Below are 15,047 nucleotides of genomic sequence, written 5' to 3'. Positions count from 1 at the left end.
GAGGCGTCGGCTACGTCGGCCGAGACGTCAGGTACGTCGGCCGAGTAGGCAGCGCCGTGACGACTCGGCCGACGTGGGCGACGCTTCGGCCGACGTACGTGACGTCTCGGCAAGGCATATCACTGCCGATCGACTGAGACTCTGCGAGTATGAGTGCATGGAGCTGCGCCACCTTCGCTACTTCGTCGCGGTCGCCGAGGAGCGTCACTTCGGCCGGGCGGCGGAGCGGCTCCACATGGCGCAGCCGCCGCTGTCGCAGCAGATCCGTCAGCTCGAGGCCGAGCTCGGGCTGACCCTGCTCACCAGGACGACGCGGCGGGTCGACCTGACCCCGGCCGGTGCTGCGTACCTGGAACGGGCGCGGGAGATCCTCGGCGCCGTGGACGCAGCCGCCCACGAGGCCGCCAGCATCGCCTCAGGGCGGCGCGGCCGACTGCTGATCGGGTGCGTCGGGTCGGCGACGTACTCGCTGCTCCCGGCGCTGGCGCGCACCCTGCGCGCCGAGCTGCCCGAGGTCGAGTTCGGGTTCCGGGGCGAGATGCTCTCGCCGGACCAGGCCGGGGCGCTCGCCGACGGCACCCTCGACCTCGGCCTGCTCCGCCCCCTGCCCACGGGCAACTCCGGGAGCCTCTCGATCACCCACCTGCGCCAGGAGAACCTGCTGGTGGCGATGCCGAGGGACCACCGGTTCGCCGGCCGTCGCCGCGTACGCATCGCCGACCTCGACGGCGAAGGCCTGGTCATCCACGCCGGCGGCGGCCGTTCGGCGATGAACGCGATGATCCAGGAGCTCTTCGACTCCGCCGGGATCCGCAGCCACATCGCCCACGAGGTCGCCGAGACCTCCACCCTGGTCACCTTCGTGGCCGCCGGTCTCGGTGTCGCCATCGTCCCCGAGCCCACTGCGGCTCTCGCCGTCCCGGGAGTCGTGTACGTCCCCCTCACCGGCACCCCCGGCGTCGAGCTCGTCGCCGCGACCCGCGCCGGCGACGAGAGTCCGCTGATCACCCGCGCACTGAACATCCTGGCCGGCCTCAGCACCGACGAGCCCCGAGTCGGCGCGTCATGACGAGCCGACTCGGCACGGATCTCGGTCAGAACGAGCCGACTCGGCACGGAGAGGGTCAGCGGCAGCGCAGTGTCTGCGAAGGCGGCACGCCGTAGGCCTGCCGGTAGGCGGCGGCGAAGCGGCCGAGGTGGGTGAAGCCCCACCGGTAGGCGACCTCGGCGACCGTGTCGCCGCGGCTGGCGAGGAGGTCGGCGTGGACTCGTTCGAGGCGGATCTCCTGCAGCTTCTGGGTCGGGGTGCGGCCGAGGTAGCGCTGGAAGCCCTGCTGGAGCCGGCGGATGCCGACGTCGGCCTCGCGGGCGAGATCGGAGACGGCCCATTCGCGCGCCGGGTCGGCCTCCATGGCCTCGACGACGCGGGAGACGATCCGGGGCCGGACGGAGCCGACGGCCGGCTCCTCGGGGAAGCAGGCGGCGACGAAGGCGGCGGTCAGCGTCCCGGCCAGCCGGCGACGCACCCTCTCGTCGCCCACCAGCGCCGGGTTGCGCATCGCCTCGGTGCCGAGCGAGCCGAGCAGGCCGATCCAGGCGCGGGCGCCATGGGCACGCAGGTCGAGCTGAGCGGGCAACCGGTCGGTGTGCAGGCCGACCAGGGCCGCGACCTCCTCGACCAGGTAGTCACGGTCGACCCGCATCCCGACGATCGAGCAGTCGGCAGACCAGCGCGTCATCTTGGTCGGCCGGTCGGGAGGGCACACCGTCGCCTGGCCGTCGAGCGAGAGCACATGGGCGCCACCGACGTTGGCCTCGAGCACACCGCTGCGCGGGACGTTGACCGCCCAGGCGCCGGGATGGTCCGACTCCACCGACACCTCCGCACCCCAGCCGATCCGGGTCAGCCGGACGGGGCCGAGGTCGACCGCACGCAGCTCAGCCGGGCACGCGGGCCGGCCGCGCATGGTCAGGGCATGCGGGAAGTACGCCCGGGCGACCTCGTCGGAGAAGCTCTCCATGTCGCCGGACGACCCGGATGATGCGGTGAGAGTGCCGGTGCTCATCTGCCACCCCCTAGTGACGTCCTTCACATTAACAGCGCATCCGGCCGTCGCCGAGAGCGTCCGGAAACCCGGTGCGCAATCCGGACAGCCCGTTCGCCCAGCGGATCGCCGCCCTCGTGATCCGGATCTAGCGTCGTCCTCCGACGTGACCGCCGCCACACATCTGCGGCCCCGACGAAGGAGGAGCTCCATGGACCCACGCACCCTGCGGTCGACCTTCGGCCGCTTCGCGACCGGCGTCACCGTGATCACCTGCCGCACCCCGGACGGCGCCCACCACGGCGCCACGGTCACGGCCTTCACCCCGATCTCGCTGGACCCGCCGCTCGTGCAGGTCGCCCTGACGCGTACGTCCAAGGCGGCCGCCTATCTCGAGGGCGAGGCCTTCGCGGTCAACGTCCTCGCCGACGACCAGAGCGATGTCGCCATGCACTTCGCCGGGCGTCCGGGCAGCGACCCGCTCCCCTGGCGCGAGGGCGCGACCGCGCCGCGGCTGGGCGGGACGGCCGCGACGCTGGTGTGCCGCCCGTGGCGTACCGACGACGGCGGGGACCACCTGCTGTTCCTCGGAGAGGTCGTCGAGGTGATCACCACCGACCGCAAGCCGCTGCTCTTCCACGACAGCGCCTTCCACCACATCGGCAACCCGTCCTCCGAGGTCGTCTGGCTCGGCTGCCAGGACGACCCGAGCACCGGCTGGTTCGACGCGACCACGTCGTTCACCGCCCTCGATGTCCCCGCGATCCCGCGATCCACCCACTACTGATCCCAACCCTGAAAGCCAGACCAAGGAGAGAACCCATGACCGACACCCTCGCCCCGGAGACCCAGCCCGACGGACCGCCGACCGTCAACCCGGCCGCCGGCTCGCCCGCCAACCAGCAGACCAACTTCGCCTCCCGGCCGATGACCGGCGACGAGTACATCGAGAGCCTGCGCGACGGCCGCGAGATCTACCTGCACGGCGAGCGGGTCGAGGACGTCACCACCCACCCGGCCTTCCGCAACCCGGTGCGGATGACCGCGCGCCTCTACGACGCGCTGCACACCGGCCCGCACGTCGACGAGCTCACCGTGCCGACCGACACCGGCAACGGCGGCATCACGATGCCGTTCTTCAAGACCCCGACGTCCTCGGCCGACCTGCTCAAGGAGCGCGACGCGATCGCACGCTGGGCCCGGATGACGTACGGCTGGATGGGCCGCTCCCCCGACTACAAGGCCAGCTTCCTCGGCACCCTGCACGCCAACAAGGAGCTGTACGCCCCATTCCAGGACAACGCCGAGCGCTGGTACCGCGAGTCCCAGGAGAAGGTCCTCTACTGGAACCACGCGATCATCAACCCGCCGGTCGACCGCCAGCTCCCGCCGGACGAGGTCGGCGACGTCTACATGAAGGTCGAGAAGGAGACCGACGCCGGCCTGATCGTCTCCGGAGCCAAGGTCGTCGCGACGGGCTCGGCGATCACCAACTACAACTTCATCGCCCACTACGGCCTGCCGATCCGCAAGAAGCAGTTCGCGCTGATCTGCACCGTCCCGATGGACGCCCCCGGCATCAAGCTGATCTGCCGATCCTCCTACACCGAGCAGGCCGCCAAGAACGGCGAGCCCTTTGACTACCCGCTGTCGAGCCGGATGGACGAGAACGACACCATCTTCATCTTCGACAAGGTGCTCGTGCCCTGGGAGAACGTCTTCATGTACGGCGACGTCGACCGGATCAACGCGTTCTTCCCGCAGTCGGGGTTCCTGCCGCGGTTCACCTTCCAGGGCTGCACCCGCCTGGCCGTCAAGCTCGACTTCATCGCCGGCCTGCTGATGAAGGCGCTCGACGCCACCGGCTCGGGCGGCTTCCGCGGCGTACAGACCCGGGTGGGTGAGGTGATCGGCTGGCGCAACCTGTTCTGGTCGCTGACCGAGTCGATGGCCCGTGACCCCGAGCCGTGGGTCGGCGACGCGGTCATCCCGAAACTGGAGTACGGCCTGACGTACCGGATGTTCATGATCCACGGCTATCCGCGGGTCAAGGAGATCATCGAGCAGGACGTCGCCTCCGGGCTGATCTACCTGCCCTCCGGCGCCGCCGACTTCAAGAGCCCCGAGGTGCGGCCGTACCTGGACAAGTACGTCCGCGGCTCCAACGGCATCACCGCCGTCGACCGGGTCAAGGTCATGAAGGCCCTGTGGGACTCGATCGGCTCCGAGTTCGGCGGCCGCCACGAGCTCTACGAGCGCAACTACTCCGGCAACCACGAGAACGTGAAGGCCGAGCTCCTCTTCGCCGCCCAGAACCGCGGCGGGGCGGACGCGATGAAGGGGCTCGCCGACGAGTTCCTGGCCGAGTACGACCTCGACGGCTGGACCGTGCCGGACCTGTTCTGACGAGGAGCCCCGCCGAGTCGGCGCGTCAGAACGCGCCGACTCGGCATCCGGGCTCAGCGCAGGATGTACCAGAGCCCGACAGCGGCCGGCAGGACACCGAGGACCAGCCAGGGCGTGAACGGGCTGCGCCGGTGGATGAGGAACCCGCCGGCCAGGCCCAGCACCCCGAAGGCCGCGGCGATGATGCACAGCCCGATCCGCGAGCTCTGGTAGACCGGGTCGATCGCGACGGCACCGATGACCAGCCCGACCGCCAGGTGGGCGACGGTGAACACGACGAGCACGGACGCCACCCACTGCTTAACGTGAGTGAGCGACTTGTCGTTGACGGGCCGGATCGGGTTGTCCGGGTCCATCAGGTGGCGTGGTCGTCGCGGTTGATCGTTCACGGTCCCATACTTACCAGGCGAACTGTTTGTGCACCAACTATTGGTACGCTAACTCACATGCCGACGCAGAAGGACCCCCTCTCGGGGATCGAGAACCCGCTCGCCCTCGATCAGCAGGTCTGCTTCGGCCTGGCCGTCGCCGCCCGCAGCGTCATCGGCCTCTACCGGCCCCTGCTCGAGCCCATGGGGCTGACCCACCCGCAGTATCTGGTCATGCTGGCCCTCTGGGAGGAGGAGCCGCTCCGCGTCTCCGAGCTGGGCCGGAAGGTCCAGCTCGACCCGGGCACGCTCTCCCCGCTGCTCAAGCGCCTCGAGGCGCAGGGCTACATCCGGCGCGAGCGCAACAAGCTCGACGAGCGCTCGCTCGCCGTCGTCCTGACCGATCGCGGGCGCGCACTGCGGGACGACGCCGAGAAGATCCCGCCCGCGATCGTCGAGCGTCTCGACATGAGCGTCGACGAGCTGATGGAGCTCCATCGCCGACTGCTGGAGGTCATCGCCGCAGCGACCCGCTGAGCCGGGCGCCTAGCGGGACGCCAGCGCGCCCGCGAGCGAGTCCAGGATGCCGGGGACGATGGAGAAGTAGGCCCACCGGCCGCGCTGCTCGCGGGTGACGAGCCCGGCCTCGACCAGCAGCTTCATGTGATGGGAGACCGTCGGCTGGGACAGCCCGACCGGCTCGGTGAGGTCGCAGACGCAGGCCTCGTTGTCCTCGGCGGCCGCGATGATCGAGAGCAGCTTGACCCGGTTGGGGTCACCGAGCGCCTTGAACATCCGCGCCAGCACCTCGGCCTGGTCGTCGTCGAGAACGCCTGCGGTCACCGGCGAGCAGCACGCGACGGCGGCGGAGGGAAGCACGGGAAGAACGGTCATGAGGACGAGTCTACCGAATGATATTGACGAACGTCGATACGTCACCTAAGGTCGCCGTCATATCGACGTTCTTGAATCTGAGGAGCATCATGACCGACCTTCCCGTTGCCGTCATCGGCGCCGGCCCACAGGGCCTCGCGGCCGCTGCCCATCTCCTCGAGCGCGGCCTCACCCCGCTCGTGCTCGAGCAAGGGAGCGAGCCTGCGGCAGCCGTCGCCGAGTGGGGCCACGTACGTCTCTTCTCGGCCTGGCCGGAGCTCGTCGACAAGGCCGCCGCCCGGCTCCTGGAGCCGACCGGCTGGACCGCACCCGCTCAGGGATACCCGACCGGTGCGCAGTGGCGCGAGCGCTACCTCGCCCCGCTGGCCGAGGCGCTCGGCGACCACGTCCGCTACGGCGCCACGGTCACCGGCGTCTCCCGCAGGGGCCGTGACCGCCTGGTCGACGCCGACCGTGCCGAGCAGCCGTTCGTCCTGCACGTGACCGGTGCGGACGGCACCGAGGAACGCATCGAGGCGCGGGCCGTCATCGACGCCTCCGGCACCTGGCGCCGGCCCAACCCGGCCGGGGCCGACGGGCTCCCGGCACTCGGGGAGCGTGCGGCGCACGCCGCCGGCGCGCTCGGCTACGCCGTACCGGACCGCGCTCACTCCGAGGCGTACGCCGGCCGGCACACGGTCGTGATCGGCGCGGGTGACTCCGCGTTCAACGCCGTCAACGAGCTCACCGCCATCGCCGAGGACCACCCGGGAACGAGGATCACCTGGGCGATCCGCCGCGCGGTCTCGACGAACACCTTCGGTGGCGGCGAGGCCGACGAGCTCCCGGAGCGGGGCGCCCTCGGCGTACGCGCGAGAAAGGCGGTCCAGGACGGCTCGGTCGAGCTGGTGACCGGGTTCCGCACGGAGCGGGTGGACGGCGGCACCGTCATCGCCGAGGACGGGCGCGCCATCGAGGCCGACCAGATCGTCGTGCTCACCGGCTACCGTCCCGACCTCGGCTTCCTCAGCGAGATGCGCCTCGACCTCGACCCGACGCTGGAGGCGCCGCGCAACATCGCGGTCCAGATCGATCCCAACCTGCACTCCTGCGGCTCGGTCAGCGCGACCGGCGCCAAGGACCTCGCCCAGCCCGAGCCCGACCTCTACCTCGTCGGGATGAAGTCGTACGGTCGCGCGCCGACCTTCCTGGCGATGACCGGCTACGAGCAGGTACGCAGCGTGGTCGCCGAGCTCGCCGGGGACCACGACGCGGCCGCCCGGGTGGAGCTCGAGCTCCCCGACACCGGGGTCTGCGGCGGCGCCGGCGTCTTCGACGACCCGGAGAGCACGAGCGGTGGCGGCTGCTGCGGCCCGACGGCTCCGAGCGAGGAGCTGTTCACCATCAGCCGCGCGCCGATCACCCTCTCGTGACGGAGCGGGCGGGGGTCACGCCGAGCTCACCGAGGAGACCGAGCACCCGCTGCTCGATCTCGTCGCGGATGCCGCGTACGTGCTCGATGCCCCCGCCCTTCGGGTCGGTGACCTTCCAGTCCTCGTAGCGCTTGCCCGGGTAGTACGGGCAGGCGTCACCGCAGCCCATGGTGATGACGGCGTCGGCGCTGCGTACGACCTCGTCGGTCCAGGGCTTGGGGAACTCCCCCGAGATGTCGATCCCGAGCTCGGCCATGACCTCGACGGCGACCGGGTTGATCGCCGCGGCCGGAGCCGAGCCCCCAGACCAGCCGATCGCCTGGTCGCCTGCGTAGTGGGTGAAGAAGCCGAGCGCCATCTGCGAGCGGCCGGCGTTCTCGACACAGAGAAAGAGGACGGCGGGCTTGGCCTCGGCCGCTGATCCGTCGGTGTTCATCGAGTGGTTCTCCTTGCGGTGGGGGTGTGGGGTCAGGAGTCGAAATCAGGAGTCGAAACGGGAAGCGAGCGTCCGGATCCGGTGCTCGAGCTCGACGTACGCAGCGTCGAAGGCCTCAGGGCCTCTGCCCACCGGGTCGGGGATCGACCAGTGCAGCTCACCGCGGACCTTCGGGGTCTCGTGGGCGCGGTCGCAGACGGTGACCACCAGATCGTCCGGGTCCAGCACGTCGTCGAGATGACGGGGATCGATGACGGGGAGCTCCAGATCATGGCGGGTCGCGACGTCGACCGCACCCGGGTTGATCTGCTCGGCGGGATGGGTGCCGGCCGAGGCGGCCGGGATCGTGCTGACCTGACGCCACAACGCCGCAGCCAGATGCGATCTGGCCGAGTTGCCGGTGCACACGAACAGGACACGCCTGGGCACCGCCACGGGGGACGCGGTGCCCAAGCTCTCGAGCGCGTCCTGCTCGAGGTGCAGGTACGTACGTCTCCCGTCGCCCTCGGAATGATGACGGGACACCACGCCTGCGCTCACCAAGGTCTGCACGTGGTGAGCAAACAAGTTCGACGAGACATTCAGCATCCCGGCGAGCTCTGTGGGGGAGGCATCACTCATCTGGAGGCTGTCGACGATCCGAAGCCGCACCGGATCACCGAGCGCTGCGTGCATCTTCGCCCGGCGTTCCAGCTCCGGCCGTCTCTCAACCTCCATTGACTCAATATTGACTGAGTAATCCTCGAACGTCAAGAATGCGACCGTGATCTCTTCCCTCCCGCGCCGCGTGCTGGCCGAATTCCTGGGCACCGCCCTGCTCGTCGCCGTGGTCGTCGGCTCGGGCATCGCCGCCGAGCAGCTCTCCCCCGACGACGTCGGCCTGCAGCTCCTGGAGAACTCGATGGCGACCGTCTTCGGACTGGCCGCGCTGATTCTGATGTTCGGCCCGGTCTCGGGCGCGCACTTCAACCCGGTGGTCTCGCTCGCCGACTGGTTCCTCGGGCGCAAGGCCGGCAAGGGGCTCTCGCTCGCCGAGGTCGGCGCCTACGTGGTGGCGCAGGTCGCGGGCGCGATCGGTGGCGCGTTGCTGGCCAACGTGATGTTCGACGTCGACCAGGCGATCTCGACCAAGGAACGGGCCACCGGCGGCCACTTCGTCGCCGAGATCGTCGCCACCGCCGGCCTGGTGGCCCTCATCTTCGCTCTCGTACGCAGCGACCGCGGCGCCCTGGCGGCACCCGCGGTCGGCGGCTACATCGGCGCGGCCTACTGGTTCACCAGCTCCACTTCGTTCGCCAACCCGGCGGTCACGATCGGCCGGGTCTTCTCCGACACCTTCGCGGGCATCGCGCCCGGCTCGGTGGCTCCGTTCATCCTCGCGCAGCTCGTGGGCCTGGTCGTCGGCGTACTCCTGATCCTGGCTCTCTACCCTGGTGCCGGCGACAAGGCCGACGACGTCGTCGTCCCGCATCCCTGAGCTACGACCTACCCTGCCCAACCGGAACGGATACGCCATGACGCTCGAGAAGGCTCGCACGAACGACGTGATCCCGCTACGGGAGGCGACCCGCGCGTGGTTCGCGATCTCCTTGCAGACCTTCGGCGGGCCTGCCGGCCAGATCGCGGTCATGCAGCACAAGCTGGTCGACGAGAAGCGCTGGATCGGGCAGCAACGGTTCCTCCACGCCCTCAACTACTGCATGCTGCTGCCCGGCCCCGAGGCCCAGCAGCTGGCCATCTACGTCGGCTGGCTGCTCAACGGCACGCTCGGCGGGTTCATCGCCGGCGTCCTGTTCGTGCTGCCCGGGGTCGTCGCGCTCCTCGCCCTCTCGGCGCTGTACGTCGGCGCCGGATCCACGGCACTGGTGACGGGGCTCTTCGCCGGACTTGCGCCCGCGGTGATCGCGATCGTGGTCCAGGCGGTTCAACGCGTGGGCAAACGGGCCCTGCACCATCCGATCCTGGTGGCGATGGCGGTCGCCTCGTTCGTCGCGCTGACCGTCTTCAAGGTCCCGTTCCCGGTCGTGATCCTCGTCGCGGCGCTGCTCGGTTGGCTGGCCGGCACGCGGGTCCCCGCCTTCACCCGGAGCAAGGGTCACGGCAGCACGGACGACGGTCCCGAGCCACTGATCAGAGACGACGCCCTGCACCACGACGCCCCCTCGAAGGTCCGCGGACTGAAGATCCTCGTCCTCGGCCTCGTGCTGTGGTTCGCCCCGGTGGCGGTGGCGGCGGTCGTGTTCAGCCGCGGCAGCGTGTTCGTGGACCAGGGCCTGTTCTTCTCCGGTGCCGCCGTCGTCACCTTCGGAGGTGCGTACGCGGTTCTCGCCTACGTCGCCCACCAGGCCGTCAACGTCTTCGGCTGGTTGAAGGCCGGCGAGATGGTCCGCGGCCTCGCGCTCGCCGAGACGACACCGGGACCGTTGATCATGGTCGTGCAGTTCGTCGCCTTCGTGGGCGCCTACCGCAACCCGGGCTCCCTCGACCCCTGGGTGGCCGCCGTCATCGCCTCGCTGCTGGTGACCTGGGTGACCTTCGTCCCCTGCTTCCTGTTCATCTTCCTGGGCGCCCCCTACGTCGAACGACTGCGGAACAACCACCACCTCACCGCGGCGCTCACCGGCATCACCGCGGCGGTGGTCGGCGTGATCGCCAACCTCGCGCTGTTCTTTGCGCTGCACACGCTGTTCGACCGCTCCCGCACGCTGGCGTGGGGGCCGATCGACCTGGACCTGCCGGTCCTGTCCTCGTGGGATCCGGTCGCGTTCGCGATCACCGCGGTGGCGATCGCGCTCGTCTTCTGGCGCGGGTGGAGCACGATGCGCACCCTCGGCGTCTGCGCGCTGCTCGGGCTCGCCTCGGCCCTCATACCTCTCTGACCGCGGTGAGCAGGTGCGGCCAGGCGGTCGAGGTCGGGTCGCCCCAGGCGGCGTGGTCGGCGCCGTCGACCACGTCCAGACGTACGCCGGGGTGTGCTGCCGCGTAGCGCTCGGAGATCGCGAGCGGGATCACGGTGTCGGCGGCGCCGTGCAGGATCCGCACGGGAACCTGAGGGGCGAGGCCAATCGGGTCGGCGGCGGCGTACGCCTCGGGCGTCTCGGACGGGGTGCCGCCCAGGAACTCCTCGATGGCGCCATCGCCGAGTCCGTCCTGGCTCATCGCGGCCAGCGCGGCGGCGGGAGCCAGGGCCACGACACCGGTGACGAGGGTGCCTGCCTGGGCGGCCGCCCGCAGGGCGAGCTGGCCGCCAGAGGAGTGACCGACCAGGGTGATCCGGCGAGGTGCGTCGTTGTGGATGGTCCACTCCCGGCCGCTGAGCTGGATCGACTCGATCGCGGTCTCGACGTCCTCGAAGGCCTGCCGCCACTGGCCGGGTCCGTGCCGGTACTCGACCGTCGCGGTCAGATGACCAGCATCGGCCAGCGCCCGGCCGGCGGACCAGGTGCGCATCCGGTCGGAGTCGCGCCACATTCCGCCGTGGAGCAGCAGCACGAGCGAGTCGGTCGCCTCGGCCGGCTCGAAGACGTCGGCGACCTGACGGGCGGTGGCGCCGTAGCGCATCGTCGCGTCGGGGTAGGTGGTGTCGGTGGTGGTCATGACTTCTCCCTGCTGTTGTTTCGGCTGTCGTGGTCGAGCAGCACGCTGACCGCGACACCGACCACCAGCCCCCAGAAGGCGGAGCCGATGTTGAAGACGGTGATGTCGGCGACGGTCACCAGGAAGGTGACCAGCGCGCCGGTGACGTACGGCCCGCTGAAGGCGGTCTGGAAGGCCCCCTGGAGCGGCTTGAGCATGGCCAGGCCGCCGAGCACGGCGACGTACGCCTCGGGCATGGTGGTGATGACCCGCACCATGCCGGGGGCGAGCAGGCCGAACCCGATCGCGAGTACGCCGCACCAGATCGCCGCGGCATAGTGCCGTCGCCGCTCGCCCGAGGCCGTGACCAGCGCGTTGGTCGGCCCGGCCAGGCAGGTGGAAACCCCGCCGAACGGGGCCGCGACCAGCGAGGTCACCCCGCACCAGCCGGTCACCTGGTTCATCCGCGGGTCATGGCCGGCGGCTCGCAGGACCGCCATGCCCTGGCCGTTCTGGACGACGAGGACGGTGATCAGCAGGGGGATGGTGAGCTCGATGAAGGCGGACCCGGTGAAGACCGGCGTGGTCCAGACAGGGTCGGCCAGCCATCGCCCGGAGACCGAGACGGCCGGTCGGTCGGCGAGGCTCACCGCGACCGCGCCGACGGCGAGCGCGACCAGCACCGCCGGGAGCCAACGGGCGAGCCGTGGGACCGCGCTGACGGCGACGAAGGCGACCACCATCGGCCCGGCGATCGCCAGGTCGCGGTCGACGGCGAGGACCAGATCGGTGCCGAAGCGGAGGAAGACACCGGCCACCATCGCCATCACTATCGGCATCGGCAGCAGGTGCATGACCCGGTCGACCTGCCGGGTCAGGCCCAGCGCGACCAGGAGCACCGCCGCCATGATGAAGCCGCCGACCGTCTCCGGCCAGGTGGTGCCGGCGGCCATCGCCTGGCCGACGACCACGGTGCCGGGGATCGTCCAGAAGTAGACCAGCGGCTGCCGACTCCAGCGGGAGGCGATGATCGTCAGCACCCCGTTGAGGCAGAAGACCGCGCTCACCCAGGAGGCGACCACCGCGGCGGAGAGTCCGGCGCCCTGGCCGACGGCCAGGATGACCGCGACCGGGCCGGTGCAGGAGAAGAGGAAGCCGATGAAGCCGTTGACCAGCTCGTGACGGCCCAGGTCGCGCCGCAGACCGGCCCGGGGCTCGCGGACGTCGAGCTCGGTGCTCATGGCTCCTCCGTCGGCTCGGCCGCCATCGCCGCGAGCTCGGTCCGGCTGCGGACGCCGAGCTTCGCGTAGATGCGGGTCAGGTGGTACTGCACGGTCTTGGGCGAGACGAAGAGCTGCGCGGCCACCTCGCGGTTGGAGAGCCCCGAGGCGACCATCTGCGCGACGGTCTCCTCCTGCGGGGTCAGGTCCACCGGGCCACGCTGACCGCGCGGCGCCCGCACTCCTCCGGCGCGCAGCTCGCGCTGGGCGGCGTCGACGTACGTCACCGCGCCGATCCCGTCCCACAGATCGCGCGCGGAGGAGAGCAGCGCCTCGGCGTCGCGACGGCGGCCGGCACGGCGCAGCGCCTGGCCGTAGGCGAAGGTGACCCGGGCGCGCTCGTAGCGCAGCGGCAGCCCGTCGAGCAGACCGAGCGCGCGGTCGAACGTGTCCCGGACCCCGGCGAGGTCGCCACGCGCGCCGTGCCAGCGGCCCCGGGCGGTGGCCAGCCTGGCCTGGGCGGAGCGGTGCTGCTCCTCCTGGGCGCGGGCCTCGTGCGGGCGGAGGAACTCATCCGCCTCGTCCAAGCGGCCCTCCGCGATCAGCGCGGCGGCGTACGTCTCGGCCCAGGGCCAGATGGCCGGCTCGGTCAGCGCGCTTCCGGTCGGGGCATGGGTGAGCGGCTCGAGGATGCGGAGGACCGCGCGGAAGTCGCTGCGGGCCTCGGCGATGTGGGCGCGGGCGAGCAGCGCGGGGACGCGCATGATCTCGTAGCCCTGCGCCCCGATCTCGGCGGCGCGGGCGGTGCGGGCCGCCTCCTCCCAGCTGCCGCGCAGCAGATGGGTCTCGGTGGCCGTCCACTCCAGCAGCGGGGTGACCAGAGCGATGCCCGACTCGGCGGCCAGGGCCCGCCCGGCCGCGACCGTCTGCAGGGCCGCCTCGCCCTCACCGGTCAGGAACTGCACCCGTGCCAGCCAGGCGAGGGCCCACATCGAGATCCGGGTCGAGCCGCCGAGGACCCGCGGATCGGTGACGCCCTCGAGGCGACTGCGGGCCTCGTCGGGCTCGTCGGAGAGTACGTCGAGCCAGCCACGACCCATGGTGACCCGCTGGGTCTGGGCGCTGTGCCCGACACGGCGCGCGGCCAGGGCGTACGCCTCGTGCGCGTCTTCGAACCGGCCGGCCATCGCCAGGCCGAGCCCGCGGATCGCCGCCGCCTCGACCCCCGCCGCCGAGTCCCGGCCCGCCAGCGAGATCGCCCGGTCGGCCCAGGTGACCAGCTCGTCGCCGCGACACAGCGCCAGCGAGTGCAGCACGTGCCGGGTGGCGATCAGCGCGGCCGTCTCCGGCTCCCGGTCGGCGTTGACGATGTCCCAGGCGCGCTTGAGCCGCACCTCGGCCTCGGTGGCGCGGCCGCGCAGGATCGCGAGGTAGGCGAGCACCGCATCGCGCAGCGGCGTCTCGCGCAGACTCTCCACGATCGGGACCAGCGCCGCGGCGCCCATGCCGTCACCCGCCGCGACCAGCGCGTCGACGGAGTGGATCAGCCGGTCGTCGCGCCGCACCGGGTCCTCGGTGAGCCGGCTGGAGTCACGGTAGAGGGCCGCGGCCTCGGCCCAGGCGCCCTCGTCCCCGCGCCGCTGGGCGAGCCGGGCGACCTCGTCGGCGAGCTCGGCATCGGGCAGCGGAGTGGCAGCGACGAGGTGACGGGCCCGGCGGACCTCGTCGTCGACGATCGCGGCGGCGCGCTGGTGCGCGTCGGCGGCACGGCGAGCGCCCATCGTCGCCAGCACGGCGACGCCGACCAATGGCGTACGCCAGCGGGGGCGGTGGTCGCGGGTCGTCTCCACCAGCCCTGCCGAGGCCAGGGCGTCGACCGCGGAGAGCGGGTCCTCGAGGCCGGCGAGGGCCGCTGCCTGGCCCAGCGACGCGTCCTCTCCCAGGATCGCGAAGGCCTCGGCGAGCGCACGTCCGTCGGCGCCGCACCCGGCGAGGGCGAGCTGGACCTCGTCGCGGACGTGGACCGGGGCGGGCAGCTGGGTGTCGGGCCGTGCCCAGCGGGTCGGTGGGAGCTCGTCGAGCAGCGCGACCGCGTCGCGCGGGCTGCCCGCCGTGTGGCGGGTGAGGACCTCGGCCATCGACGGGTGCAGGACCCGTCCGCGCAGCGAGGCGAGCTCGCCGACCGCGGCCGCGTCCAGCCCCTCGATGCGTACGGTCTCGGCGGCGATCTCGCCGAGGAACGCGGTGCTGCGGGTGGCTGAGAGGCCCACGAGCACCGGTGCCTCGCGGTGCCGGCGCAGCGCGGAGGCGATCGCCTGCAGCGAGAGCGTGTCGGCGAGGTCCGCGTCGTCGACCAGGATCAGTCCGGGCTGGTCGGCACACCCGGCCAGGGCCTGCGTGACCAGGGCATCCGCCGCGGCGACCGGCTCGGCCGGTGGCTCCTCCCCGAGCAGCTGGCGCAGCACCGCCCCGGGCGAGTCCTGCTCCCACGCGCCGGCGCGGGCCCTCAGCGCCGGCGTCGCGACCCGGTCCGCCAGGCCGCGGAGCAGCGCGGTCTTCCCCAGCCCCGGGTCGCCGAGGACGAGTACGGCGGCGGAGCCGGATGTGCGGGTGCGGGCCAGCCGCGAGGTGAGCTCGACGAGCTCGTCCTCGCGACCGACACACCCAGCTCGTTCTATGAGCACGGTCAC

15 protein-coding genes are annotated in these 15,047 nt (G+C 71.5%); 7 read left to right on the top strand and 8 right to left on the bottom strand.

What is annotated here, in order from left to right:
- Nucleotides 1-157 precede the first annotated feature (157 nt).
- Complete coding sequence (locus tag ACW14X_RS20940) at nucleotides 158-1,069, top strand: LysR family transcriptional regulator (protein ID WP_457163163.1); 912 nt, start codon at nucleotides 158-160, stop codon at nucleotides 1,067-1,069.
- 55 nt (nucleotides 1,070-1,124) lie between these two features.
- On the opposite strand, the gene ACW14X_RS20935 is transcribed toward ACW14X_RS20940, so the two are convergent.
- Entirely contained in the window at nucleotides 1,125-2,066 is a 942-nt protein-coding gene (locus tag ACW14X_RS20935) for an AraC family transcriptional regulator (protein WP_350842973.1), read from the bottom strand.
- Between the two features lie 190 nt (nucleotides 2,067-2,256).
- Here ACW14X_RS20935 and ACW14X_RS20930 point away from each other — a divergent pair, with 190 nt between their 5' ends.
- A complete protein-coding gene (locus tag ACW14X_RS20930; RefSeq protein WP_160027567.1) occupies nucleotides 2,257-2,832 on the top strand; it encodes a flavin reductase family protein in 576 nt (191 codons plus the stop codon).
- 35 nt (nucleotides 2,833-2,867) lie between these two features.
- A complete protein-coding gene (locus ACW14X_RS20925) occupies nucleotides 2,868-4,451 on the top strand; it encodes a 4-hydroxyphenylacetate 3-hydroxylase family protein (RefSeq protein ID WP_160027565.1) in 1,584 nt (527 codons plus the stop codon).
- A 53-nt stretch (nucleotides 4,452-4,504) separates the two neighbouring features.
- Here ACW14X_RS20925 and ACW14X_RS20920 read toward each other — a convergent pair whose 3' ends face one another.
- Nucleotides 4,505-4,840 carry a hypothetical protein gene (locus ACW14X_RS20920; RefSeq protein ID WP_350842976.1) on the bottom strand — a complete coding sequence of 112 codons (336 nt, stop codon included), beginning with the start codon at nucleotides 4,838-4,840 and terminating at the stop codon, nucleotides 4,505-4,507.
- A 57-nt stretch (nucleotides 4,841-4,897) separates the two neighbouring features.
- On the opposite strand from ACW14X_RS20920, the gene ACW14X_RS20915 reads away from it, so the two are divergent.
- Entirely contained in the window at nucleotides 4,898-5,356 is a 459-nt protein-coding gene (locus tag ACW14X_RS20915; protein WP_160027561.1) for a MarR family winged helix-turn-helix transcriptional regulator, read from the top strand.
- A gap of 9 nt (nucleotides 5,357-5,365) precedes the next feature.
- On the opposite strand, the gene ACW14X_RS20910 is transcribed toward ACW14X_RS20915, so the two are convergent.
- Nucleotides 5,366-5,713: an ArsR/SmtB family transcription factor gene (locus ACW14X_RS20910; protein ID WP_457163162.1), complete on the bottom strand. Its 348-nt coding sequence runs from the start codon at nucleotides 5,711-5,713 to the stop codon at nucleotides 5,366-5,368.
- Nucleotides 5,714-5,802: 89 nt separating this feature from the next.
- On the opposite strand from ACW14X_RS20910, the gene ACW14X_RS20905 reads away from it, so the two are divergent.
- Complete coding sequence (locus tag ACW14X_RS20905; RefSeq protein WP_457163161.1) at nucleotides 5,803-7,125, top strand: NAD(P)-binding domain-containing protein; 1,323 nt, start codon at nucleotides 5,803-5,805, stop codon at nucleotides 7,123-7,125.
- Here ACW14X_RS20905 and ACW14X_RS20900 read toward each other — a convergent pair.
- Both ACW14X_RS20900 and ACW14X_RS20895 read right to left on the bottom strand, forming a co-directional pair.
- Complete coding sequence (locus ACW14X_RS20900) at nucleotides 7,112-7,561, bottom strand: arsenate reductase ArsC (protein ID WP_350717252.1); 450 nt, start codon at nucleotides 7,559-7,561, stop codon at nucleotides 7,112-7,114. The two genes, ACW14X_RS20905 and ACW14X_RS20900, sit on opposite strands and share 14 nt — an antisense overlap.
- Nucleotides 7,562-7,606: 45 nt before the next feature.
- Nucleotides 7,607-8,278, bottom strand: a complete 672-nt coding sequence (locus tag ACW14X_RS20895; protein ID WP_457163160.1) for an arsenate reductase/protein-tyrosine-phosphatase family protein — start codon at nucleotides 8,276-8,278, stop codon at nucleotides 7,607-7,609.
- Between the two features lie 46 nt (nucleotides 8,279-8,324).
- Between ACW14X_RS20895 and ACW14X_RS20890 the strand changes: the two genes are divergently transcribed.
- A complete protein-coding gene (locus ACW14X_RS20890) occupies nucleotides 8,325-9,038 on the top strand; it encodes an aquaporin (RefSeq protein WP_457163159.1) in 714 nt (237 codons plus the stop codon).
- 37 nt (nucleotides 9,039-9,075) lie between these two features.
- Nucleotides 9,076-10,440 (top strand): chromate efflux transporter, encoded by a 1,365-nt coding sequence (gene chrA / locus ACW14X_RS20885; RefSeq protein ID WP_457163158.1) that lies wholly within the window; start codon nucleotides 9,076-9,078, stop codon nucleotides 10,438-10,440.
- On the opposite strand, the gene ACW14X_RS20880 is transcribed toward chrA, so the two are convergent.
- From ACW14X_RS20880 to ACW14X_RS20870, 3 genes are read right to left on the bottom strand one after another with little or no spacing between them, the layout of a single operon-like run.
- Nucleotides 10,427-11,158, bottom strand: a complete 732-nt coding sequence (locus ACW14X_RS20880) for an alpha/beta hydrolase family protein (protein ID WP_457163157.1) — start codon at nucleotides 11,156-11,158, stop codon at nucleotides 10,427-10,429. The genes chrA and ACW14X_RS20880 overlap by 14 nt on opposite strands.
- A complete protein-coding gene (locus ACW14X_RS20875) occupies nucleotides 11,155-12,378 on the bottom strand; it encodes a benzoate/H(+) symporter BenE family transporter (protein ID WP_457163156.1) in 1,224 nt (407 codons plus the stop codon). Before ACW14X_RS20875 ends, ACW14X_RS20880 begins: the two co-directional genes overlap by 4 nt.
- The gene (locus tag ACW14X_RS20870) at nucleotides 12,375-15,041 is read right to left on the bottom strand and encodes a LuxR C-terminal-related transcriptional regulator (protein ID WP_457163155.1); all 2,667 of its coding nucleotides are present in this window, start codon (nucleotides 15,039-15,041) and stop codon (nucleotides 12,375-12,377) included. Before ACW14X_RS20870 ends, ACW14X_RS20875 begins: the two co-directional genes overlap by 4 nt.
- Nucleotides 15,042-15,047: the final 6 nt, after the last annotated feature.

The organism is Nocardioides sp. YJ-D4 (assembly GCF_054031495.1).
Note: the sequence above shows the minus strand (reverse complement) of the source record. Positions and strands in the feature narration are given on the sequence as shown.

Coding starts and splice junctions, on each gene's coding strand:
- ACW14X_RS20925 (WP_160027565.1), top strand. CDS start 2,868: ATGACCGACACCCTCGCCCCGGAGACCCAGCCCGACGGACCGCCGACC.
- ACW14X_RS20910 (WP_457163162.1), bottom strand. CDS start 5,713: ATGACCGTTCTTCCCGTGCTTCCCTCCGCCGCCGTCGCGTGCTGCTCG.
- ACW14X_RS20940 (WP_457163163.1), top strand. CDS start 158: ATGGAGCTGCGCCACCTTCGCTACTTCGTCGCGGTCGCCGAGGAGCGT.
- ACW14X_RS20905 (WP_457163161.1), top strand. CDS start 5,803: ATGACCGACCTTCCCGTTGCCGTCATCGGCGCCGGCCCACAGGGCCTC.
- ACW14X_RS20915 (WP_160027561.1), top strand. CDS start 4,898: ATGCCGACGCAGAAGGACCCCCTCTCGGGGATCGAGAACCCGCTCGCC.
- ACW14X_RS20875 (WP_457163156.1), bottom strand. CDS start 12,378: ATGAGCACCGAGCTCGACGTCCGCGAGCCCCGGGCCGGTCTGCGGCGC.
- ACW14X_RS20880 (WP_457163157.1), bottom strand. CDS start 11,158: ATGACCACCACCGACACCACCTACCCCGACGCGACGATGCGCTACGGC.
- ACW14X_RS20930 (WP_160027567.1), top strand. CDS start 2,257: ATGGACCCACGCACCCTGCGGTCGACCTTCGGCCGCTTCGCGACCGGC.
- ACW14X_RS20895 (WP_457163160.1), bottom strand. CDS start 8,278: ATGGAGGTTGAGAGACGGCCGGAGCTGGAACGCCGGGCGAAGATGCAC.
- chrA (WP_457163158.1), top strand. CDS start 9,076: ATGACGCTCGAGAAGGCTCGCACGAACGACGTGATCCCGCTACGGGAG.
- ACW14X_RS20935 (WP_350842973.1), bottom strand. CDS start 2,066: ATGAGCACCGGCACTCTCACCGCATCATCCGGGTCGTCCGGCGACATG.
- ACW14X_RS20900 (WP_350717252.1), bottom strand. CDS start 7,561: ATGAACACCGACGGATCAGCGGCCGAGGCCAAGCCCGCCGTCCTCTTT.